Origin of the sequence: Akkermansia sp. GGCC_0220 (assembly GCF_017566105.1) — a bacterium.
GTDB classification, from domain to species: domain Bacteria; phylum Verrucomicrobiota; class Verrucomicrobiia; order Verrucomicrobiales; family Akkermansiaceae; genus Akkermansia; species Akkermansia massiliensis.
The window spans coordinates 23,561-44,947 of sequence record NZ_JABFCI010000003.1 but is presented as its reverse complement, the minus strand read 5'-3'; the positions used below and the strand labels follow the sequence as shown (position 1 = coordinate 44,947).

The window sequence follows — 21,387 nt, the reverse complement described above, 5'->3', positions numbered from 1 at the left end:
TTATTTGTTAAATGAGAAGTAGCGGCCGCCAGGTTCGGTAAAATTACTCCTGTTTTCATCGGATTTCAAATCGTCTTTTATGTAATCACTTTCCGATTTGTTGGTAGGACCTGCATTGTAGGGAACAGGGTTATGTACTTTACCTCCATAAAGGCACCAGGCATGGCCGGAGCGCCAGGATTTTGTCTCCTCCTGTCCTTGTGCGTTTGTTGTTTTTCTAGTTTCCGTCCACCCGACTCCTCTGGAACTGACTCCGCCCGAGCCGAGAACCGACGCAGAATATTCCATAAGACCGGCAGCTTCCACACAGATGATTTTTGCCGTTCCTTTGTCGATGGCATCTACCATTCCGGCTACCGACAAGGGCATGGGGTTTTGTTTCTGATCCACATACAGGGAGCCGGTTTTTCCCACTTCCGGTTTCCATTCATCGTAATAAGAAGCACTGTTGGATATACCGCGACTAAGCCTGTCCATAAGCTGATCATGGGTGGTCGCTCCGCTGAAGTTCCACTTCCCAAAAGCTGTTTTCAGCAGGGTTTTCCAAGGCTTGTCCAGATTACCCCTGTCAAGAAGAACATAGCATTTGCTGATGGTCATTTGTTCCTTGGCGGATAACTTCACTCCCAGCACAGAGAAACTCCAGGATGCATTTTCTGCGCGTCCCCGGCATTTTCTCTCCACCGCTTCCTTGGCGGTGACGACACCCTCGGCTTTTCCATTGGCAATGGACAATTCAGTTGCTTCAGAGGCAAATATTCCGTCGGTGCACATTGCCTTGATTGTTTTCATGGAGTCCGGCAGCGCCTTGAAGGTGACAGTAAAGGAAGGAATATCCCCTGCATAGTACCCTACGGGTGATTTATCGTCATCCGGTGCTTTATCCTCCCTTTTGAATTCCGGAACCGGAACAGGCTTCCCTCTGAATTGATCGTGAATGGTGAAACCATTTCCCCCGGCATTTTCCCTGAACTTGGCGAACTGTATTTGGATTAACGGAGCTATAGTATCCATTTCGGCTTCGGCCACCTCTCTTTTTTTCTTTGGACCGACCAACCCCATTCTCACTTTGACCTTTACCTTGAATTCAGTTCCCCAGTATTCTTCACTTGGAGAGCAAATTCCCGTAGAAGAAAATCCTCCCTTTCCCCTGGGCGGGTCGCTCGTCATGATTGGCTCGGGTTCCCATGTGTACTTTCTTGTTTTACCACCTCGGTATTCGACCCATTCCCTTTGCGAATCGGGTGTAAATTTGGCAACGGCTTTAAATTTATAGGATTTTCCTTCCTGCTTGTCCAGTATGGCTTTATCCCCATCTTCGGACATGGCGACATTCTCGCCAGGAGTTATTTTTACTTCGCACTTGTAATCCTCCGCCGCGTGTAACGGCATCAGATGAAACAGTAATGCCGGCAAGAAGATGGCAGTAAATAATTTGATGTTCATTATTTTTTATTCTTTAACCATTCTTTCATTTGTTGAACGTCAAGTTCCGGTTTCTTGTTTGAACCCGGCAAATACTGTTTCCAATCTATTTTCAAAGCGGACATTTTTCTGACTTCATCGACTGAAAAGGGAATGGTGGTATCCGGCGCGAATGTAGCCCATTCAGAAGATCTGTAGAAATAGACCGTATCCTGCAAACTGGCCCACGCTTTTTTCATTTGTTGCCGGAAGTCCTTCCTGTCCTCCGTTTCCCATATTTTCAGTCTCCATCTCCAGTTCTTTTTGATTTCATCTGGAGCCTGGGTAGCAAGAAGGTGTCTGTAGGCATAAATTCCAAGTTTTCTTGATGAGAAGATTTCTTTCCCGTTTAACAGCCCCATGTCTTGGCTGGCAGCCCATAATTTTAAGAGGCTAGAAGAAAGTTTACTTGCCTGCTCGGAGTTCAAAGGAGGGGGAGATGGTATGCAAAGCCCGTAGTAGAATGATTTTTGATTTAGTCTTTCCAGGAGTTTGTCGACAGCAATTTTCGTTTCGTCCAGGGATGAGATAAATACTCCGTTGAGGGTTGTAGAAACTGAGTAGTTTTTCAATATTCTGACATAGTACCACCCTGAGCCTTCGACGATGAAATTCTTGTAAACTCCACATCCGGCAAATGATTTAACCCTGCTTCGCGCCAGAACAGGCAGGGGTATGTAATCCTTAAGCCCGTCATAGGAAGGTTCCCGGAATAAGTCTTCTTCCTGAACTTCCTCCTCTTTTCCAAGTCCCAGGAAGGAGTCAAAATCAAAATTGGCAGGTAGTTTTCTGATTTCGAGTATGTAATCCTTGAGGCTGTTGTCCAGATCATTGTCGGCAAGCGGGGTTGGATCATAAAAATAAAAGGAGAGGAGCTGTTTTTTGTCCGGAACCTGAATCAGCACGCCAAGGTCCGGACCGTCAAAGTCTCTGTCTACGGATTCTCCCCGGTCACTCCACCGGGCAAGCGTTCTGGTCGTGCTGATGGGGCAGTAAAGGATGTTTTCGTCACCCCGTTCATTTTCCCAGATAACTTTTCCGGATACACCGCTTTCACCCACTTTGACGTGTGGACCCTTGACGGATTCGCATCTGTATGCATTGTCAAAAGCCTCAAGGACGGAACCCATAGGTCCGGCAGCTCCGCACAGGAGCATGTAACTCCGTCCATAGCGTTCGCACCAGTCGCCCCGGGTAGCCCAGTCTTCATACCAGAAAAGGGCTTTTGCAGGGGGATTTGTTTTTTTCATTCCATCAATTGCTGTCCTGGTTTTTAAAAGTTCCGACAGTTGTCCAATGCCCGGGAAAGAAGGATGCTTCACATCATTCAACGGGAAAATCCGTTTTCTCTCTACATGGCCCAAATGCAATAATCCTTTTCCATACGTTCCGGCATACAAGCTGCCATCCGGTAGAGAAGCAAAACTGGTCACGCTGACCAATTTTTCCACTTCATCGTCACAGGGCATATCCACAGTCTGAATTTTTTGTAAATTTTTCCGCACAAAAGAAACGCCCTTTTCCCTGAATCCTATCCACATCCCTTGGGAAGACGGATAAAAACAGGTGATATAATCCTCCGGCAAAAGAGAATCGTCATTGTTTTCCCTACGGTTCATTTTCAAGAGTTTTTGAGCATGCCGGACAGACGTTTTCTCATCCGGTTTCCATAGTCCTTCATTTTTCGCCCCATAGTCCCTGCCCCTCAGAAAGTTCCAGTCTGTTTTATTTTTAGAGTACCCGAGCCCGGAATTGGTGCCTACCCAAATCCAGCCCGATTCGGCACAAATCGCGTTGCAAAAATTTGAAGGCAGGCCTTTCCCTCTGGCTTCAAATGGTTGGCGAACTCTCTGCAGCGTATCCCAATACCACTTTGTCTGCACTACATTCCACCGTGAATATCCGTTGGAAGGTTCTGCTGAAGCCACTCCGGAAGTTTGAAAAGCTGCCCAAAGAGTTCCTTTTCGATCAAAGGAGAGAGAAGCAATCTGGTCCTCCGGCAAACCTTCCGCCCTTGTGTAATCTTTCCATGATTCCGTTTCCGGTTGATAAACAGTCAGGCCGCCGGAAGTAGCAATAGCCACATCTCCACTGACAGGAGATACAGCCATGGCGAAGATCCTCTCCCCCGGCAAGGCATTTGACTGGTTGTACTGTTGCCATGATTTCCCATTCCACACAGCCACTCCTTTATTGTCCGTCCCCACCCAGATACGCCCCTGCCTGTCTTCGAGAAGAGCATAGAAATTTGTTGTATCAGGCAGCCCGTTTCCTTTCTGCTGCTCCCATTTTTCCCCTCCGTATGGCAAGCGCATCAATCCCTTCCCTTCCGTCGCAACCCAAATATCTCCTGAACGGGTGCAAACGATAGACGTAATAAAGGAAGCTGGACAAGCAGGCAATTCTCCGCCATTTGAAGGAATGCCCATGTATAAAAAACAATAGATCCAAATAAATAAATAAGATCTAACAATCAGAAACATAAAAAAATAGTGAAATAAACACGTAAAAAGTCAATTATTAAGCCTACTTGCCAAGGAGCGCAAAAAAGATGACTGAGCCACTGGTACAGATCCAGTTCAACGAAACCGGCCCAGTCTGCTGAAAAATAACTAAACTAAAAATGAACCCCTGAAAAGAGGAACACGCTTCCCCTCCACGGTTTGTTGAAAATTAATTCATTGGAAATAAACGTAGAAGATGTCAACGACATCGAACTTGACCCCGCGAGAAATAGTCTAAGCCGTTTTTAAGTCATTAATTTCATCATCAACAATTCCTCCGGGACATTTCACAAGCATAAGCTTTTCCCAAATCCGCGGCATGCTTTTCCGCCCCTGCGGAAAGCCGGATGGAACCGGCAGGCGGAATGCCTTCAACGCAGGGCCTGTCCTCCATCAGCCCGAGGATTTCATCCCTGGTCAGCATCACGTCACGATGAAGCATCCCCATGATGCCGACGGCGGCATAGGCGGCCCACGGAGGAACGGACAGTACCGGACGACGGGCCCCGTCACCTTTCCCAGCATGGAAAACAATCCGGGGAACGTATACGTTTCCGGCCCCACCGCTTCAATCACGCTGTTTTACCCGTCTTCCCGCAACGCTTCCCGGGACCGCCAGGAGCGGTCAAATCCTGTACATGAACCGGCGGAAGGCGGTTTTCTCCATTCCCCGGAAACCGTTACAGCATGGACTGCACCACAAACAACACGACAGACCCCACATAAACGGCCGCCAGCACCACGGCGGCGCAACACAGGAAGAGCCTGTATCCACAGGCCAGTACCACCCTTCTGAGCTGGGATTCCGGATGCCGCCGCGCCCACCACGCATACAGCAGAAAAAGCAGAGCCGTTCCGGCTGAAACAAACAGAGATTCTTTCAACAGAGGCGGATAATAATCAAACACCACCCTGTTCCGCCCCTCCTGAAGGCGCACCGCCATCAATTCCCCCACCTTTTCCACGGGCACGTCCACCCCGTTCCGCGTGGCCTTCCATCCACGGTCATGCACCACCGGAACCATCAGCGCCTCCCCCTTTCCGGCAGAGAGGGACACTTCCACATGGCCTCCGCGTCCCTGCGCCTCCAACCCGTATTGATCCTGGCCTTTCCCCAGAACCGGAACATCCTGCTCCGGCATTCGCGCCGCAGCCGCCAGAAGAGGAGCCTCCACAAGCCGCCGCATCCTTCCCTCCACCACGGTTTTCCCGGTTACACCCGCACGCTTTAATTCCAATGCTCCATTATAGGTGCGGCACGTCCCGCCGGGGGCCTTCTGCGCTTCCGCCATGACGGGCACCGCGCGGCCATTGACGCGGAGTTCCTCCGTATCCGTCTGCGGGAAGCCGTACACCGCGCCGGGATATTCCGGCACGCTCATCCGGTAAAAGTTGCCATTCCTCTCCGTCCGCACTTCCACGGGAGCATACAGGGGGCCTTCCGCTGACGGGCAAAGCGCGGCATGCAGGGCATTGAGATTGCTGAACACGCCGGCTTCCGCATCCAGCCGCAGCCCCAGCGCGCTCTGGGGAACCACCAGCCCCCAGCGGGCGCCCGGAAGCCTGTATAAATACATGCCTTCCCGGGAAAGCACGCTCTCCATTCCTTCCACGGGACGGGACGCCAGCATAAAGCCATGGCCCAGCAGCAGATCGGAAAACAGGGTGCCCCCCTGACCGTACGTGCGCGTGAATTCATCCCGGTACCCCAGGTTTTTCAGAAAACGGAAATGGCTGATGCTCGTGGTATGCCGGAAGTTGCCGATGCTCGGGACAGGCCCCAGGCAATCCGCGTTGTCCACCAGCAGGCGGTCCCTGTCTTTCACGCGCAGAAGCCCGGCGTACCCGTCCATTCCGCGCGCCAGCCATTCCGCATTCAGGGCCAGTACAGCGGCCTTTTCCTCTTCTCCCTGCTTCCAGAACGCGGCAGCCCCCACGGGCAGCCCCAGCAGCATCACGGCGGCTATGGACCACACCAGCCTTTTGCCTTCCACATGCCTCCAGCACAGCCACGCGCATGAAAAAAACAGCAGAGGCAGAAGGCGCGCCACCAGGTCCATATCCGTCACGTGAAGGACAATCAGGGAGACGGCAAACGCCGCCACGGGAAGGCCAAGACTCCATCCCCAGCCCCAGCCCCAGCGCCGCCCCGCCGGCTGCGGCAACCTCCCGCCGGACAGGATCCAGGCGCAGAACGACGCCACCACCAGATTGGGAATGAACCCGAACCGGACCGGAAAATCCACGTAGCTCCACAGATGGGCGGCGCGGTGAAGGGGTTCAATGAACGCAGGGAGCACGGACGCCGCCAGCAGGAGAAGAAACAGCCGCCTCCCCCTGTTCGCCGGCGGAGCCTCTTTCCTCCCGTAAACCAGATAGACGGCAGCCAAAGCGGCGCACGCCATTCCCGGCAGGCAGGCATACAGGCGTTCCAGGAATTTGGGAGGGTCAAACGGCCAGGACAGTTCAAAAAAAGTGGGGGGAGTCATGAACAGGGACCGCATGGAATCCCGGCTCATCTCCATCATGGGCAGCCAGTAATAGCAGGTCGCCAGCGTCACCGCCGCCGTGTACCAGAACACGCGCGCCAGCCGGACGCGGCGTTCTGCCGTCCCTTTCAGGGGAAGCGTGAAGGCCCACGCGAACAGCCAGCCGGTCACGACGGCCATGAAAGCGCTGTACATGGAGGTAGCCAGCAGAAAGAGGCCGACGGCATACAGCCACCCCCTCCCTCCGTTCACCAGCTGGTAAAGGCCCAGGGCAAACAGGGGGAACATAGCGGCGTGGTCCAGGAACTGCATGAACCCGTACTTGGTCTGGAAAAATCCCCCCAGGGCATAACCCGCCGTCAGCAGCACGGTCCAGCATACGGGCAGGGAGGGGAAGACGCGTCTCAGGAACCAGGAAGCCGTCAGGCAGATGCAGGCCGCGTCCGCCAGCATCACCCATACCATGTCCTTCAACAGGAAGGAGTCTCCCATCGCCACCACAATCCAGGTGGAGGGAACCAGCAGCTGGTGCGGCAGGGAGGGGCTCACGCGGATGCCCGCTCCTCCATTGACATCATAAAAGAAGGATCCGTCCAACGCTCCGGTCATCAGGGCGGAGGCATAATATTTCAAGGTGGGATACACCATCTGCCCGTTATCCATGTATTCCAGGTAATGGCCGCCAAGCGGCCAAATTCCGCGCACCGCCAGGAACAGGAACAGAACGGCCAGGGCGAACGCAACAGACGCCAGAGACGTCAATACCGGGCGGGAAGAAGCGGGTTCCATGGCTCAATCAGCGGACAAACGGTTCGGCGGCCTGGACCAGGCGCAGGGCGCGGGCGCATTCCTCCACATCATGAACACGGTGAATACGGGCGCCGTGCAAATGTCCCCATACCGTCATCACGGCGGTGCTCAGCGGCGCCCGCCCCTGCTCCGCATCACCCAGAACGGCTCCCAGCATGCGCTTGCGGGAAAGGCCCAGCAATACCGGACGTCCCGCCACCTCCAGCCTGTCCATATTGGACAGCAGGGCCAGATTGTGTTCCAGCGTCTTGCCGAAGCCGATGCCGGGGTCCCAGCAAATCTGCTCCGGGACCAGGCCGCGACCCAGCAGAAAATCATAACGCTCCTCAAAATAGCCGCGCACCTCCCGCACCACGTCTTCATAAAAAGGCGCGTTCTGCATCGTTTCAGGCCGTCCCTGCATGTGCATCGCCACTACGCCGCAGCGCGCCTCCGCACACAGCTCCGCCATTCCCTCCTCCTGCAATCCGGAAATATCATTGATCACGTCCGCTCCCGCTTCCAGCACAGCCGCCGCCACGGCGGCATGGCGCGTATCCACGGAAATCACGGCGTCCGTGCATGGGCGGAGTTCCCGCACCACGGGAAGCACCCGGTCCAGTTCTTCCTCCACGGAGACCTCCGCCGCACCCGGCCTGGTGGATTCCCCCCCAATGTCCAGAATAAGGGCTCCCTGCCGCTCAAGCTCTTTTGCATGGGAAACGGCGCGTTCCACCGTATGGAAACGCCCTCCGTCGGAAAAGGAATCCGGAGTGACGTTTACAATTCCCATCAGCACGCCGCCGCGCGCCACATTCAATATGTCTCGCCTTACAAGCCAGTTCATCTAATTACGTTCTTGTCAAAGGCACTATACATCACTTTAATAAGTCAGAAACACTTTTTTCACCATGAAAACAACGCCCCTGCTTCTCATCATCCCCCTGCTCATGACGGCCGGAGCCCTGGCGGCCAGCCAGGATGATTTCAACGTCCAGACCGCTTCCTCCCGCATGGTCAAGCATGAAGACGGGTCGCGCAGCTACTTTGAAAAGACCGGGGACGGCAAGGGGATGAAAAAAACCACTTACAACATCCACAACGTTCTCGTTTCCGTAACCCTCTACAAAAGAGGCCCCTTTGGAGAACTGCGCTCATGCCTGATCTTTGACGGGCAGAAGAACGAACTCTTTTTCGTACGCTACGGTTACGACGGCAACGCCAACCTGAGGGAGGAACAAATGTTCGATTCCAAGAGCAAGGAACTCGTGCGCCGCTTCCTTTACACATATGACGACATGGGCAACCGCAGCAAGCCCGTGTGCATCACGCTGGTCAAGAGCACCAAGGACATTGAGACGCACGCCGTTCCCACCGCTCCGGAAAAGGACCCCTTTGCCGACGATTTTAAAAAGAAGAGCAAGTAAGCGCCGGACCCGCGGGCAATCGTTCCGCCCTTCGCGCATGCCATCCGTTTTCTCCGTCTTTCAACCGGCCGCCGTCTCTGTGATGCGCGGCCGGTTTGACGTTATACCGCCGTGCGGGAAAATTGCGGCGAGTTCCGGAGACGGACGTTTTCTTTCCCCAGAAAAAGACCTGGTCCAAAGGCATGCCCGAGGTTTGAAACACGGCAAATCCGCGCCAACCACCCTGGCCAGGCGCACGACGGCCCATTTAAAGGAGGAACAGCTTCCTAAAAAGCCCTTTTATTCTCCATTGCTGGCTTCCAGCCTGTTACGCCAGCGGCGGGCCACCCAGGGGCGCACCAGCCCGTAAAGCAGGTAAATGGAGAAAATGACCGCGGGCATCACCCACGGGAATTTGAAGATGCAGATGACCGTCAGCACAATGAGCACGATCGCGTACATGGTCCCCCGCGTGCGCATGTTGATGTGCTTGAAGCTGGGATAAACCACCCGGCTCATCATCAGGACGGACACCCCCGCCATCGCCAGGGCAATCACGTACTTGAAGACGCCCAGGTCCATGGCCCCGTTCGGAGCCCTTCCCGCCAGGTACATCACCAGGTACATGGTGGAAACCACGGCTCCCGCCGCCATCGGAACGGGCAGCCCCACAAAGTCGCTGCTCTGCCCCTCCTTGCGGGGAGCGGCGGCCATGCAGTTGAACCGCGCCAGGCGCAGGGCGGCGCACAGCAGGTACAGGATGCCTATGCCCCAGCCAACCTCCGGCGGAGAAAGCTGGAACAGGACGGCCTTGGCCACCAGCAGCGCCGGGGCAATGCCGAAGGAGACGATGTCCGCCAGGGAATCGAATTCCCGGCCGAAGGGGCCGTCCTGCCCGCGCATGCGGGCAATGCGGCCGTCAAACAAGTCAAACAGGCACGCCGCGAAAATCAGGAACGTGGCATTCTGGTAATAGGAGAAGGCCGCCACGGCGTCGCTGTCCGCCTGGTTGATCCCTTCAAAAATCGTCAGAATGGCGAAAAACCCGCACACCAGGTTCCCTGCCGTAAACAGGTTCGGCAGAATGGGAATCTCAGGTTCGTCCGGAAAAATCTTCTTGTCCATGATCGGTGTCCAGTGGGGCGCCCCGTGAAGGGCTTACCCGTTAATGATGTTGCGGGCCGCCGCGGCCAGGGCCTGGGGATCGGCATCCTGCGGAGCGGAACCGCGGGCCTGGTCCGGACGGCCGCCCCCCTTGCCTCCGGCAAGAGCGGAAACCTCGCGGATCATATCCCCGGCGGACAATCCGTCCGCAATGGCATCTTTGCCACAATAAGCGCCCAGGAGCAAGGAAGAACTGTCCACGCACAGCAGGAAGGCGGCGCCCGCATACTGGCGCTTTTTCAGGCCGTTCAGCAATTCCTGAAGCAATTCCCCGGCCCCTTCCGCCACCTGGATCAGGGAGGCGGGGTCATCGGAAAGCCATTCATTCAGCAGGGCGTCAGCCCTGGCGGCGGACTGCCCGGCGCGGGCCTTCCTAAGCTTCTTTTCCGCCTCCAGCGCTGTCTGCTTGAAATGCTCCACGGAGGCGTCGAAACGCGCCAGGGAATCATTCACCGTCCGGATGTCGGAGGCTCCCAGGGCGGACAGCCCCGGCTTGTCCTCAATCGTGGGAACCGGAACCTGTTCCAGCCCCATGTCCGCCAGCTCATAATTGACTTCCTTGATCTTTTCCACCGCCTTGGCGATTTCCAGGCTCCGGGCGACGACGTGCTGGCGGATCATTTCCAGGGCGGCGTCCCCCGTCATGGCCTCAATGCGGCGCACGCCGGAGGCGATGGCCCCCTCGCTCTTGATCTTGAACAGGCCTATATCCTTCGTATTGGCAATATGCGTTCCGCCGCAGAATTCCATGGAAACGCCGTCCAGTTCATTCCTGCAGCCGCCCACCTGGACCACGCGCACCACATCCCCGTACTTGTCGCCGAAGAACTGGGCAATCGCGGAATTGCCCTTTACGTCCGCATAGGCGCGTTCCGTGCAGTGCACCGGGAGAGCCGCCTCAATCCAGCCGTTCACCTTCTCTTCAATCAGGCGGAGCTGGTCCGGCGCCACGGCGGCGCTGTTAAAGTCAAAACGCAGGCGGTCTTCCGAAACGAAGGAACCCTGCTGGGCCGCATCCGGGCTGACTACCTGGTGCAGGGCGCAGTGAAGAAGATGGGTGGCGGTATGGTGCGCCTCAATGCGGCGGCGGCGTTCCGCGTCAATGCTCAAATGCACGCGGTCGCCGGGTTTCACGTCCAGCCCTTCGCGGGCTTCCACCACATGGGCGCGGGCATTGCCGATCTGCTGGACGGCCATCACATGGTAGCTCTCCCCGCCGATTTCAATCAACCCTGCGTCAGACACCTGGCCGCCCATCTCCGCATAAAACGGAGTCTTGTCCGTAATGATGAACAGGGAATCCCCCTGGCTGCTCACTTCCAGCACCGTGGCGGCGCATTCGTCCACATCGTATCCCGTAAATTCCGTCACGGCGTCCGTCTTCAAATCCAGGGCGCGCACCACCTCGCTCTTGCGGGCGGCGCGGGCGCGTTCCCGCTGCTCCTCCATCAGCCTGTTGAACCGTTCCATGTCGATGTCCAGGCCGCGTTCCTCCGCCAGCAGCGCGGTCAGGTCAATGGGGAAGCCGTACGTATCATACAGCTTGAAGGCGAACTCGCCGCTCACCTTTCCGGCGGAAGCCGTCTCAGCGTCAAACAGATCCAGGCCGCGGTCCAGCGTTTCATTGAAGCTGGCCTCCTCACGGTTCAGAACTTCCTTCACGGTGGAGGCGCGGGCGGACAGCTCCGGGAACACCTGGCCGAAGGATTCCACCAGCGTATCCACCAGTTCCGCCAGGAACGGCTGGGTGAAGCCCAGGCGGCGCCCGTAGCGCACGGCGCGGCGCAGAATGCGGCGCAGCACGTAATTACGGCCATTGTTGCCGGGAAGAATGCCGTCCGCTATGGAAAAACTGAGCGTGCGCAGATGGTCGGCAATCACGCGGAAGGCAATCGCCTCCTGAAGGGTGTCGTCCCCCGCCTCCACTCTCTTGGAACCGGGCGCCGGATACACGTCCGCGTACTTCCGGCCGCTCAAGGCCTCCAGACGGTCGAACAGGGGGCGGAACACGTCCGTGGCGTAATTGGAAGGCTTGCGGGAAAAATCCCTGAACCCGTCCGTGCACTGCATGATGGAGCACGCGCGTTCAAAACCCATGCCCGTATCCACGTGGCACGCCGGCAGATTGCGCATGGAGCCGTCGCTCTCCGCATTATACTGGATAAACACCAGGTTCCAGATTTCTATGCACTGGTCGGAATCCTTGTTCACCAGGCTGCCCTTCGTATTCCCCTCCGGGGTCAGGTCCACGTGCAGCTCGGAACACGGGCCGCAGGGGCCGGTTTCCCCCATCATCCAGAAATTATCCTTCACGTTCCCGTGCACGATCTGCACGTCCGGGTCCAGGCCGCGGGAACGGAACAGCTCCGCCCAGTAATCCCATGCCTCCTGGTCAAACTCCCCGGGGTCGCCCTTGGTCTTGTCCGGGGCGTACACGGTGGCGTACAGGCGTTCCGCGGGGAATCCCCACCGTTCCACCACCAGCTCCCAGGCCCAGCGGATGGCTTCCTTCTTGAAATAATCCCCGAAGGACCAGTTCCCCAGCATTTCAAAAAACGTGTGGTGGTAGGAATCATAACCCACATCCTCCAGGTCGTTGTGCTTGCCGCCGGCGCGGATGCACTTCTGGGTGTCCGTGGCGCGGGCGGGCGTCCAGGGGGGAGTCCATACGCCCAGGAAATACGGAACAAACTGGTTCATGCCGGCATTTGTGAACAACAAACCGGGGCTTTGGGGCATCAAAGAAGCGGAGGGCACGACCGTGTGCTGTTTCTCGCGGAAAAAGTCCAGAAAGCTTTGGCGTATCTCGGTGGCGGTCATCATATCAATAATAGGAAAAGTAAAAGTCGCCGGATTATGCCTGTTCCGCCCCCGTTAGTAAACCGCTAATTCCTTCTCCGTCATGACGGCTGCATTTTTGCTTGTAATAAATTATACATGCGTATAAATAAAGACATGAAAAAGCTGGTGATCCTCCTGATTCTTCTTGCGGCGGCAGGAGCGGCAGCCTGGTTCATCTACCGGGAAGCTCCGTCCGGGCCTGAGGACAAGGCCGTTCTTTACGGCAATGTGGACCTGCGCCAGGTGGACCTGGCCTTCCTGATTTCCGAACGCATTGATTCCGTGCTGGTGGACGAGGGAGATACGGTTGTTCCCGGCCAGAAACTCGCCACGCTGGAAACGGTGCGGCTGCAACAGGCCGCGGACGAGGCCCGGCAAACCGCGGAAGCCGCCCGCCAGAACTACCTGCGCGTTAAAAACGGACCGCGCGCGGAAGAAATAGCCCAGGCAAGGGCGAACGTGCAGGCGGCGGAAGCTACGCTGAACAACGCCGGGGTGCGCAGCAAGAGGCTGGTGGCTCTGGCTGAAACCAAATCCATCTCCCGCCAGGAGGCGGACGACGCCATCGCCTCCCAGCAGGTGGCCGCCGCCAATCTGGACGTAGCCAGAAAACAACTGGAGCTGCTGCTGGCCGGTTCCCGCGTGGAAGACATCGCCCAGGCCCTGGCCCAGTACAACCAGGCCAAAGCCAACCTGACCATCAGGGAACAGAACCTGAAAGACGCCGTGCTTTACGCCCCCAGCAATGCCGTGGTGCGCAACCGCATTCTGGAAAAGGGGGACATGGCCTCCCCGCAGAAACCCGTTTACAACCTTTCCCTGAACCATACCAAATGGGTGCGGGCCTACCTCACGGAATCCCAGCTCGGCAAAGTGAAGCCCGGCTTCTCCGCCACCGTGCACAATGACAGCTTCCCGGATACGGACTTCAAGGGAACGGTGGGCTTCATCTCCTCCGTGGCGGAATTCACCCCTAAAAACGTGGAAACGCCGGACCTCAGAACAGCCCTGGTCTATGAAGTGCGCATCATCGTGGACGACCCGGACAACCAGCTGCGCCTGGGCGCCCCCGCTACCGTCACCATCCCCCTGGACCAGAACGCCGGAACGCAGCCTCCGGAACAGCCCAGGCCATGACTACGGACTCCCAGCCCCTGATTGACTGCCGGAACGTCCAGAAAATGTTTCCGGACCCCGCCGGCGTTCCCTTCGCGGCGGTGGACGGCGTTTCCTTCCGCCTCTCCGCCGGGGAAATCGTGGGACTGCTGGGGCCGGACGGCGCGGGAAAAACCACCCTCATCCGCCTCATCACGGGACTGATGAAACCGCACGGCGGCTCCATCTCCGTGCTGAACCTAGACTCCGTGAAAAAAAGCCGGGCCATCCAGGCCTCCATAGGCTATATGCCGCAGAAATTCGGGCTTTACGAGGATCTCACCGTACAGGAAAACATGGAGCTTTACGCCCGCATGCACGGCGTCTACGGCCAGGACAGGGAAAAACGCTTCCGCAGCCTGCTCTCCATGACCAATCTGGAACGCTTCACCACGCGCCTGGCGGGCAAGCTCTCCGGCGGCATGAAACAGAAGCTGGGCCTGTGCTGCTCCCTGGTCTCCTCCCCGCCCCTCATCCTGCTGGACGAGCCCACCGTGGGCGTGGACCCGCTCTCCCGCCGGGAACTGTGGAACATCCTGAAGCAATTCTCCGGGGAGGAAGGCGTGGGAGTGCTGGTCAGCACCTCCTACATGGACGAATCCGCCTACTGCAACAGAACCCTCATCATGTATGAAGGGCGCCTGCTCATGGACGCCCCGCCCTCCGACGTCATTGCCCGGGCGGAAGGCATGTGCGTCACGGTGCGCACGCCGGAGGGGCTGCATGCGCGCCAGTTCCAGAGCAGGCTGGCCGCCGTGCCCGGCATCATCAACGCCACCCCGCAAGGCAACACCGTCCGCATCATCGTTCCCCCCGGCCACCCTGCGCGGGAAAAGCTGGAGGAATACCACCCCAAACCCGCGCAGCCGGACTTCTCCGACGGCTTCATGACCCTGCTGGCCGATCAAATGGACCTCGCTCCGCAGGACATCCCCGTCCCCGCCGGACCGCCGGAACCGGAACAGGCGGAAAAAGGGGACACCGTCATCCAGGTGACGGACCTGGTAAGAAAATTCGGCAGCTTCATTGCCGTCAACCACGTCAGCTTCTCCGTCCGCAGGGGGCAGGTCTTCGGTCTGCTGGGTCCCAACGGGGCGGGAAAAAGCACCACCTTCCGCATGCTCTGCGGGCTGCTGCCCGCCAGCGGCGGCACGCTCAATGTGGCCGGGGCGGACCTGAGGACCGCCGCCGCGCGGGCGCGCAGGAAAGTGGGATACGTGGCCCAGAAATTCTCCATGTACGGCATGCTCACCACGCGGCAGAACCTGGAATTCTTCGCCGGGGCCTACGGCATGGCCGGAAAGGAACGGCAGGAAGCCATCCGTTCCATGGAAGAGGAATTCCACCTGACCCCGTACATGAACGCCCCCGCCGCGCACCTGCCCGGCGGCTACAAGCAGCGCCTCAGCATGGCGTGCGCCCTCCTCCACTCCCCGGACATCCTCTTTCTGGACGAACCCACTTCCGGCGCGGACCCCCTGGCCCGGCGGGACTTCTGGCTGCGCATCAACGCCCTGGCGGAAAAAGGCGTCACCATCATCATCACCACGCACTTCCTGGGAGAAGCGGAATTCTGCGACAACATGCTCATCATGATGGACGGGACCACGCTGGCGGAAGGCTCCCCGGACGACATCCGCAAACACGCCCCTCCGCGGGAGGACGGCGCCCCCGCTTCCCTGGAAGACGCCTTCCTGTCCATCACGGAGGAACACATGAAGAAAGGAGGGGAAGAAGCATGATTGCCTCCCTTAAAAGAATCGGAGCCCTCATCGTCAAGGAACTCCACCAGGTGGTCCGGGACCCCGGCAACGTGGGCATTGCGGTCATCCTGCCGGCCGTGCTCCTGCTCCTCTTCGGCTACGGCATGAGCATGGACATCAAAAACGTGCGCATCGCGTACCTGGCCGTTCCCGCCTCCAGCCAGTCCACGGAGCTGGAAACGCGGCTCACCCTCTCCAGGTACTTCCAGACCGCGCGCGTCTTCTCCACCCGGGAGGCGGAAGAAAAGCTGCGCACCCATGAGGCGGACGCCTTCATCGCCCTGCAAAGCGACGCGCCGGACACGCTCAACGGCGGAGTCACGAAAGTCCAGATCGTGGTCAACGGCGTCAACGCCAACCAGGCCACCCTCATCCGCAACTACCTCCAGGCCGTCGTGGGGTCCTGGGCAGCCTCCCTGAACGGCCAGGCCGCCCCCGTGCTGGACGTGCAGACGCGCACCCGCTTTAATGAAGCCAACGACAGCCACTACTACCTGGTCCCCGGCGTCATCGTCACCATCATGACCATGATCGGGGCGCTGCTCACCTCCCTCGTCATGGCGCGGGAATATGAACGGGGCACGCTGGAAAGCCTCTTCGTCACGCCCGTGGGCAGCGGGGAAATCCTGACGGCCAAGGCCGCCACCAACTTCCTGCTGGGCATGGTCAGCCTGGCCATCTCCATGATCTTCGCCGCCTTCGTCTTTGACATCCCCATCCGCGGCTCCCTCATCCTGCTGCTGGCGGTCTCCGCCCTGTTCCTGATCGTGGCCCTGGGGCTGGGGCTGGTCATCTCCACCGCCACCAAAAACCAGTTCCTGGCCTGCCAGTTCGCCATCATGGGCACCTTCATGCCGGCGCTCATGCTCTCCGGCTTCCTGTACGACATCCTCAACATGCCCCCCGCCGTCCGGGCCATCACCTACATCATCCCGGCCCGCTACTACGTCACCCTGCTCCAGACCCTCTTCCTGGCCGGGGACATCCCCTCCGTCATCATTCCGTGCTGCATCACGCTGGGCGTCTTTGCCGTGGTGCTCATGGGCATCGCCCGGCTGAAAGCCCCCAAATCCCTCGAATAACGCCATGGACTTCCTCGTCAGAATAGCCTCCCTCGTCAAAAAGGAACTGCTGGCCGTGCTCAGGGACAAAAAAAGCCGGATGGCCCTCATCATCCCGCCCATCCTCCAGATAGCCATCTTCGGCTATGCCGCCACCATGAACGTCACCCGCGTGCCGTACGCCGTGCTGGACAAGGACGGGGGAGAAACGGCCGCCCAGTACATCGCGGACCTGGAAGGCACGGGCATCTTCCGGCGGCAGGCCACGGCGGCCACGGAAAAGGACATCGACCGCATGATCGACAACCGGGAAATCGTCGTGGGGCTCACCATCCCCCCGGACTTCTCCCGCAACCTCCAGACCGGACGTCCCGCCTCCCTCCAGCTCATTGCGGACGGCCGCAACACGAACACGGCGGCCATCGCCCTCAGCTACGGCCAGCAAATCGCCTCCGCCTACGGAGCGGACCTGCTTGCCAAAAACGGCGGCTCCTCCCCGGTGGAAATAGAATCCCGCGCCTGGTTCAACCCCAACCTCATCACCCGCTGGTTCATCGTCCCCGGCCTCATTGCCGTGCTCGTGCTGATCAACTCCATCCTCTCCGGCGCGCTCTCCATCGCCCGAGAACGGGAGGAAGGCACCTTCGACCAGCTCCTGGTCGCCCCGTACACCCCCGGAGAAATCCTGCTCGGCAAGGGGATTGCCTCCGTCATCACCGGAATCATGCAGGCCGTCTTCGTGGTGCTGGTAGCCATGTTCTGGTTCCGCATCCCCTTCCAGGGGTCCGTCTGGCTGCTCTCCGCCGCGCTCCTGCTCTTCATCGTCACGGCGGCGGCCATCGGGCTGTGCATCTCCTCCTTTGCCCAGTCCCTCCAGCAGGCCATTGTGGGAACCTTCCTGCTGCTGGTGCCCATGGTCATGCTCTCCGGCTTTGCCACGCCCATCTCCAGCATGCCGAAAATCTTCCAGGACCTCACCCTGCTCAACCCCATGAGGTACGGCCTGGAACTCATCCAGCGCATCTTTCTGGAAGGGGCCGGATTCCTGGACCTCTGGCCCCTCTTCGCGGCCATCATGACTGTTACGGTGGTGGCCGTTCTGGCAGCCATTTTCTCCTTCCACCATAAAATCTCCTGACGGAAAACTTTGCTTTCCCGGCCCCGGAACATTCTGGCGCCCTTTTGCCATTAGTCTTTCGTCTTTAATATTTTCATCACGCCAATCCCGTCACCCGTATAAAAATACTTGCATCCGGCCCGTTTTTTCTATTCTATCTCTCTCGTTCCTTGAGAACATGGGCTCGTCGTTCAATGGATAGGACATCGGTTTCCGGTACCGACGATGTAGGTTCGATTCCTACCGGGCCTACCAGACTTTTCATACCGCAAGTTGCTGTTTATCAGTGCCTGCGGTTTTTGTTTGATTGAAATCGCAAGACATCGGAACGGCGTTTGATTACCCCTCCGCACCGTCTGGCGGCAATGTTCCGCCTGTGCAGGTTATTCCGCACCACATCCTGCCGGCCTCCCGGAAACATCAACCGCAGGACATTCCCCGCCCACTTAAAGGGCGGTCCCTTTCTTCGGCATGAAAAGGCGGGACATGTCCACTCCCTCAAGCTTCAGAAGCCTGATTTTCGCGGCAATTCCGCCGGCATAGCCCGTCAGGCTCCCGCCTGCGCCCACCACCCGGTGGCACGGGATGATGATGGAAATGGGGTTATGCCCCACCGCTCCTCCTACTGCCTGAGCAGACATGCTCCTTCTATTCCCGCGCGCGGCCATCTTCCGGGCAATCTCTCCGTAAGTGGTAACCTCTCCGTAGGGAATGTCGCAGAGAATCTTCCATACGGCCTGGCGGAACTCTCCCCCCACGGGGGCCATCGGCAATTCGGCTATCGGAGGCCTGCCGCCCGCAAAATACCTGTCCAGCCAGTCTCTTGCCGCGGCAAATACCGACAGGCCGTCCCTTTCCTCCATGTCCCCGCTGACGGTATCTCCAAAATACTTCTGGCCCTCCAGCCACAAGCCTGCGAGATGTTCCCCATCGCTCGCCAGCGTGAGCGACCCAAGGGGTGACGAATAGTGTGTTGAGTAATACATCATCTTTCTATTGTTTCAGTGTTGTTTCAGTGAATTCCATAAATTGACGGCAGCATAGCCGCGCCACGGCCTCCAGCCTTCCGCCAGAGCAAGAATTTCCTTTTGCGTGCGCGGGGAGAGCGCCTCTCTAATGCCGGGATCGGTTGAAGGAAAGGCATCCGTCCATCCAAAGGCCCGCATGGCGATATATTGCGCCGTCCATGTTCCGATGCCGGGGAGCCCCGCCAGCTTTTTCATTTCAGCCTCAGGATCGGCCCGGAAACTGAAATCAATGCTCCCTTCTTCAAACGCGCGCGCCAGCTCGACAACCGCCCTGCCCCTGGACGCGGTCATTCCGGGAATGTCCCATCCAGCGCTTTCCGGGCCACTCAGGGAAAGAATCTTCCCCGGCGCAGGAAACGCATGGGTCAGCCCCTCCATCCCCGTCCGCACGGGCTCGCCATGGCTCCGCGCAAGCCTCCCCGCCAGAGCATTCGCGGCTTTCATGGAAATTTGCCTTCCCAGCGCTGTCCGCACCGCCAGCTCGTAAGGGTCAAAACAGCCGGGCAAACGGGTTCCCGGAACATATAGCCCCAGAGTCAGGCCGTTCATGACAGCCAGCGTTTCATCCACCGCGGCCGGGTCACAGTACAAGTCAAACAAATGCCGCACCCTTGCAAGAACCTGGGACAAGGCGGGAAGCAGAGACCTCGCGATCACCACGATCAGCGCATTTTTCACGGGGCAATGGCCCACCCGTATCCAGCCATAGACATCTTTCCCCCTTCTGGTTGCAAGGCGCACGGTGCGGCCATACTCCCCGCCGCGTACGGCCTCCACGCCGGGAATGGCCCGCAGCGCGAGGAACTCAAGCAGCCTCTCCCACCGGCAGGGAGGACGGTAAGGCAGCGTCAGCGTTATTCCGGAACCCTCCTCCTCTTTTCCCCCCTTCCCCAGCTTCCGCAATGCCGCCGGGGAAAGCCTGTATTCCTTTTTGAACAATTCATTGAAGCGCCGCAAACTGCCGAACCCCGCGCTCATGGCAACGTCAAGAACAGAAAGCCTCGTGCTTGTCAGGAGATTCTTCGCCAGCAGCAGCCGGAGAGTCTGCAAGTACTGGATGGGGGAAACATTGAACTCCGCGGCAAAAGCCCGGCGCAAATGCCGCCCGGTGCAGCCCAGGTGGGCGGCAAGCTCTTCCAGGCTTTCCATGTCTCCGCAATTCTCCTCCAGGAAACCGGCCGCACGGCGCGCCAGGGAAGCGGCGGCGTCCACCGGGGCGGTTCCGGGCGCAAGCTCCGGGCGGCATTGCAGGCAAGGCCGGAATCCGGCCCGTTCCGCTTCAGCCGCTGTGGCGTAATAGGTGCAATTCCCGGCCCTGGGCAGCTTTGCGCGGCATATGGGGCGGCAGTAAATGCCCGTAGACGCTACCCCCACGAAGAAATGGCCGTCAAAACGGGCATCCTTGGATTTAAACGCGGCATACCAGGCCTTTTCATTTCCTTTCATGGTTTTGCAAACTCCACGGTTGAGGCTCATGATAGCAAACCGCGGACATGATTCCCGCCATTTTCGGACATGCATCCAAAAAAATTATTTTGACATTGGGGAATAATTATATAACCAATTACGTAATCAGTTACATTTTTAACAACACAACAGAACCCGGAAACATGGATTTCTTCAACCGGACAGGAAAAATGGCCATTGGAAGCAGACTGCGGATGCTGACGGATAAAATAACGAATGACGCCGCCCTGATCTTCCGGATGTCCGGCGTGGACATCCGTCCCAAATGGTTTCCCGTATTCTTTGTCCTGTCAGAGGGGGAAGCCAAGACCATCACCTCCATTGCCAGGGAAATAGGGCATTCCCACCCGTCCGTCAGCAACATTGTCAAGGAAATGGGCGCCAGGGGGCTGGTGAAAGAAAAGAAGGACAAAGCGGACGGACGGAGAAACCTCGTCATGCTGTCCGCCAAGGGAAAGAAAATGTCCGATATCATGGCGGAACAATATCCCGACGTGGAAGCCGCCGTGGAACAAATTTCCCGCCAAACCCGGAACGACCTGTGGCGCGCCATTGAAGAATGGGAAAGGCTGCTGGCGGAAAAAACGCTGCTGGAACGGGTGAAGGAAGCAAAAAAGGAACGGGAAGGCAGGGATGTCTCCATCGTTCCCTACGATCCCCGCTACCGGGCCGCTTTCAAGGCGCTCAATGAAGAATGGATTACGGCGCACTGGCAGATGGAAGAACCGGACCATCACGCGCTGGACCACCCGCAGGAGCACATTCTGGACAAGGGCGGCCACATCTTCGTGGCGCTTTACAGGGAAGAGCCTGTCGGCGTATGCGCCCTGTGCAGGAAGGATGACCCCGTACATCAGTATGAACTGGCCAAACTTGCCGTCAGCCCCAGCGCGCAGGGCAAAGGCATCGGCATGCTGCTGTGCCGGACCGTCATCGCCAAGGCGAAAGAACTGGGCTGCAAAAAAATCTTTCTGGAAAGCAATACCCTGCTCCGCCCGGCCATCCAGCTATACAGGAAGGCGGGATTCAGGGAAGTGGAGATTTACCGCCCGTCCTATGAAAGGGTGGATATCCAGATGGAACTGGCGCTCCAGTAATGCGCCGCCATCCCGGCCCGTTCCGGAGGAAGGGCCACTATC

Annotated in this window: 15 protein-coding genes and 1 tRNA gene; 7 read left to right on the top strand and 9 right to left on the bottom strand. The window is 58.1% G+C overall.

Going from position 1 to position 21,387, the window contains the following annotated elements; translation table 11 throughout:
* The 5 genes from HJW02_RS02985 to folP all read right to left on the bottom strand — a co-directional run bounded on the left by HJW02_RS02985 (position 1) and on the right by folP (position 8,093).
* On the bottom strand, positions 1 to 1,446 hold the full coding sequence (locus tag HJW02_RS02985) for a hypothetical protein (protein ID WP_102720993.1): 1,446 nt from the start codon (positions 1,444 to 1,446) through the stop codon (positions 1 to 3).
* Positions 1,446 to 3,893, bottom strand: coding sequence for a two-component regulator propeller domain-containing protein (locus HJW02_RS02980; protein ID WP_180971758.1), 2,448 nt, complete (start codon positions 3,891 to 3,893; stop codon positions 1,446 to 1,448). Before HJW02_RS02980 ends, HJW02_RS02985 begins: the two co-directional genes overlap by 1 nt.
* A 340-nt stretch (positions 3,894 to 4,233) precedes the next feature.
* Positions 4,234 to 4,416, bottom strand: a complete 183-nt coding sequence (locus HJW02_RS02975) for a hypothetical protein (RefSeq protein ID WP_022396272.1) — start codon at positions 4,414 to 4,416, stop codon at positions 4,234 to 4,236.
* Between the two features lie 232 nt (positions 4,417 to 4,648).
* Positions 4,649 to 7,246: a YfhO family protein gene (locus HJW02_RS02970; protein WP_102720995.1), complete on the bottom strand. Its 2,598-nt coding sequence runs from the start codon at positions 7,244 to 7,246 to the stop codon at positions 4,649 to 4,651.
* Positions 7,247 to 7,253: 7 nt separating this feature from the next.
* Complete coding sequence (gene folP, locus HJW02_RS02965) at positions 7,254 to 8,093, bottom strand: dihydropteroate synthase (protein WP_022396274.1); 840 nt, start codon at positions 8,091 to 8,093, stop codon at positions 7,254 to 7,256.
* Between the two features lie 64 nt (positions 8,094 to 8,157).
* Between folP and HJW02_RS02960 the strand changes: the two genes are divergently transcribed.
* Entirely contained in the window at positions 8,158 to 8,673 is a 516-nt protein-coding gene (locus HJW02_RS02960; protein WP_102720996.1) for a hypothetical protein, read from the top strand.
* 279 nt (positions 8,674 to 8,952) lie between these two features.
* On the opposite strand, the gene pssA is transcribed toward HJW02_RS02960, so the two are convergent.
* Both pssA and alaS read right to left on the bottom strand, forming a co-directional pair.
* Complete coding sequence (gene pssA, locus HJW02_RS02955) at positions 8,953 to 9,777, bottom strand: CDP-diacylglycerol--serine O-phosphatidyltransferase (RefSeq protein WP_102720997.1); 825 nt, start codon at positions 9,775 to 9,777, stop codon at positions 8,953 to 8,955.
* 33 nt (positions 9,778 to 9,810) lie between these two features.
* Positions 9,811 to 12,636, bottom strand: coding sequence for an alanine--tRNA ligase (gene alaS, locus HJW02_RS02950; RefSeq protein ID WP_240454384.1), 2,826 nt, complete (start codon positions 12,634 to 12,636; stop codon positions 9,811 to 9,813).
* 135 nt (positions 12,637 to 12,771) lie between these two features.
* Here alaS and HJW02_RS02945 point away from each other — a divergent pair, with 135 nt between their 5' ends.
* The 5 genes from HJW02_RS02945 to HJW02_RS02925 all read left to right on the top strand — a co-directional run bounded on the left by HJW02_RS02945 (position 12,772) and on the right by HJW02_RS02925 (position 18,008).
* Positions 12,772 to 13,794: an efflux RND transporter periplasmic adaptor subunit gene (locus tag HJW02_RS02945; protein WP_022396278.1), complete on the top strand. Its 1,023-nt coding sequence runs from the start codon at positions 12,772 to 12,774 to the stop codon at positions 13,792 to 13,794.
* Positions 13,791 to 15,554 carry an ATP-binding cassette domain-containing protein gene (locus HJW02_RS02940; RefSeq protein ID WP_102720999.1) on the top strand — a complete coding sequence of 588 codons (1,764 nt, stop codon included), beginning with the start codon at positions 13,791 to 13,793 and terminating at the stop codon, positions 15,552 to 15,554. Before HJW02_RS02945 ends, HJW02_RS02940 begins: the two co-directional genes overlap by 4 nt.
* A complete protein-coding gene (locus HJW02_RS02935; protein WP_022396280.1) occupies positions 15,551 to 16,657 on the top strand; it encodes an ABC transporter permease in 1,107 nt (368 codons plus the stop codon). Before HJW02_RS02940 ends, HJW02_RS02935 begins: the two co-directional genes overlap by 4 nt.
* Positions 16,658 to 16,661: 4 nt before the next feature.
* Positions 16,662 to 17,774 (top strand): ABC transporter permease, encoded by a 1,113-nt coding sequence (locus HJW02_RS02930; protein WP_102721000.1) that lies wholly within the window; start codon positions 16,662 to 16,664, stop codon positions 17,772 to 17,774.
* A gap of 159 nt (positions 17,775 to 17,933) precedes the next feature.
* Positions 17,934 to 18,008 (top strand) — tRNA-Arg (locus tag HJW02_RS02925).
* 191 nt (positions 18,009 to 18,199) lie between these two features.
* Here the strand turns inward: HJW02_RS02925 and HJW02_RS02920 are convergent.
* Together HJW02_RS02920 and HJW02_RS02915 are read right to left on the bottom strand one after the other, a co-directional pair.
* Positions 18,200 to 18,739, bottom strand: a complete 540-nt coding sequence (locus tag HJW02_RS02920; protein WP_102721309.1) for a methylated-DNA--[protein]-cysteine S-methyltransferase — start codon at positions 18,737 to 18,739, stop codon at positions 18,200 to 18,202.
* Positions 18,740 to 18,754: 15 nt separating this feature from the next.
* Positions 18,755 to 20,227: an AlkA N-terminal domain-containing protein gene (locus HJW02_RS02915; protein ID WP_102721001.1), complete on the bottom strand. Its 1,473-nt coding sequence runs from the start codon at positions 20,225 to 20,227 to the stop codon at positions 18,755 to 18,757.
* A 164-nt stretch (positions 20,228 to 20,391) separates the two neighbouring features.
* Here HJW02_RS02915 and HJW02_RS02910 point away from each other — a divergent pair, with 164 nt between their 5' ends.
* Positions 20,392 to 21,345: a GNAT family N-acetyltransferase gene (locus tag HJW02_RS02910; RefSeq protein ID WP_102721310.1), complete on the top strand. Its 954-nt coding sequence runs from the start codon at positions 20,392 to 20,394 to the stop codon at positions 21,343 to 21,345.
* The last annotated feature ends 42 nt before the right edge of the window (positions 21,346 to 21,387 follow it).

Bases quoted from the DNA above. Each gene is read 5' to 3' on its own strand.
- HJW02_RS02985 (WP_102720993.1), bottom strand. From the start codon at position 1,446: ATGAACATCAAATTATTTACTGCCATCTTCTTGCCGGCATTACTGTTT.
- HJW02_RS02980 (WP_180971758.1), bottom strand. From the start codon at position 3,893: ATGGGCATTCCTTCAAATGGCGGAGAATTGCCTGCTTGTCCAGCTTCC.
- HJW02_RS02975 (WP_022396272.1), bottom strand. From the start codon at position 4,416: ATGGGGATGCTTCATCGTGACGTGATGCTGACCAGGGATGAAATCCTC.
- HJW02_RS02970 (WP_102720995.1), bottom strand. From the start codon at position 7,246: ATGGAACCCGCTTCTTCCCGCCCGGTATTGACGTCTCTGGCGTCTGTT.
- folP (WP_022396274.1), bottom strand. From the start codon at position 8,093: ATGAACTGGCTTGTAAGGCGAGACATATTGAATGTGGCGCGCGGCGGC.
- HJW02_RS02960 (WP_102720996.1), top strand. From the start codon at position 8,158: ATGAAAACAACGCCCCTGCTTCTCATCATCCCCCTGCTCATGACGGCC.
- pssA (WP_102720997.1), bottom strand. From the start codon at position 9,777: ATGGACAAGAAGATTTTTCCGGACGAACCTGAGATTCCCATTCTGCCG.
- alaS (WP_240454384.1), bottom strand. From the start codon at position 12,636: ATGACCGCCACCGAGATACGCCAAAGCTTTCTGGACTTTTTCCGCGAG.
- HJW02_RS02945 (WP_022396278.1), top strand. From the start codon at position 12,772: ATGAAAAAGCTGGTGATCCTCCTGATTCTTCTTGCGGCGGCAGGAGCG.
- HJW02_RS02940 (WP_102720999.1), top strand. From the start codon at position 13,791: ATGACTACGGACTCCCAGCCCCTGATTGACTGCCGGAACGTCCAGAAA.
- HJW02_RS02935 (WP_022396280.1), top strand. From the start codon at position 15,551: ATGATTGCCTCCCTTAAAAGAATCGGAGCCCTCATCGTCAAGGAACTC.
- HJW02_RS02930 (WP_102721000.1), top strand. From the start codon at position 16,662: ATGGACTTCCTCGTCAGAATAGCCTCCCTCGTCAAAAAGGAACTGCTG.
- HJW02_RS02920 (WP_102721309.1), bottom strand. From the start codon at position 18,739: ATGTATTACTCAACACACTATTCGTCACCCCTTGGGTCGCTCACGCTG.
- HJW02_RS02915 (WP_102721001.1), bottom strand. From the start codon at position 20,227: ATGAAAGGAAATGAAAAGGCCTGGTATGCCGCGTTTAAATCCAAGGAT.
- HJW02_RS02910 (WP_102721310.1), top strand. From the start codon at position 20,392: ATGGATTTCTTCAACCGGACAGGAAAAATGGCCATTGGAAGCAGACTG.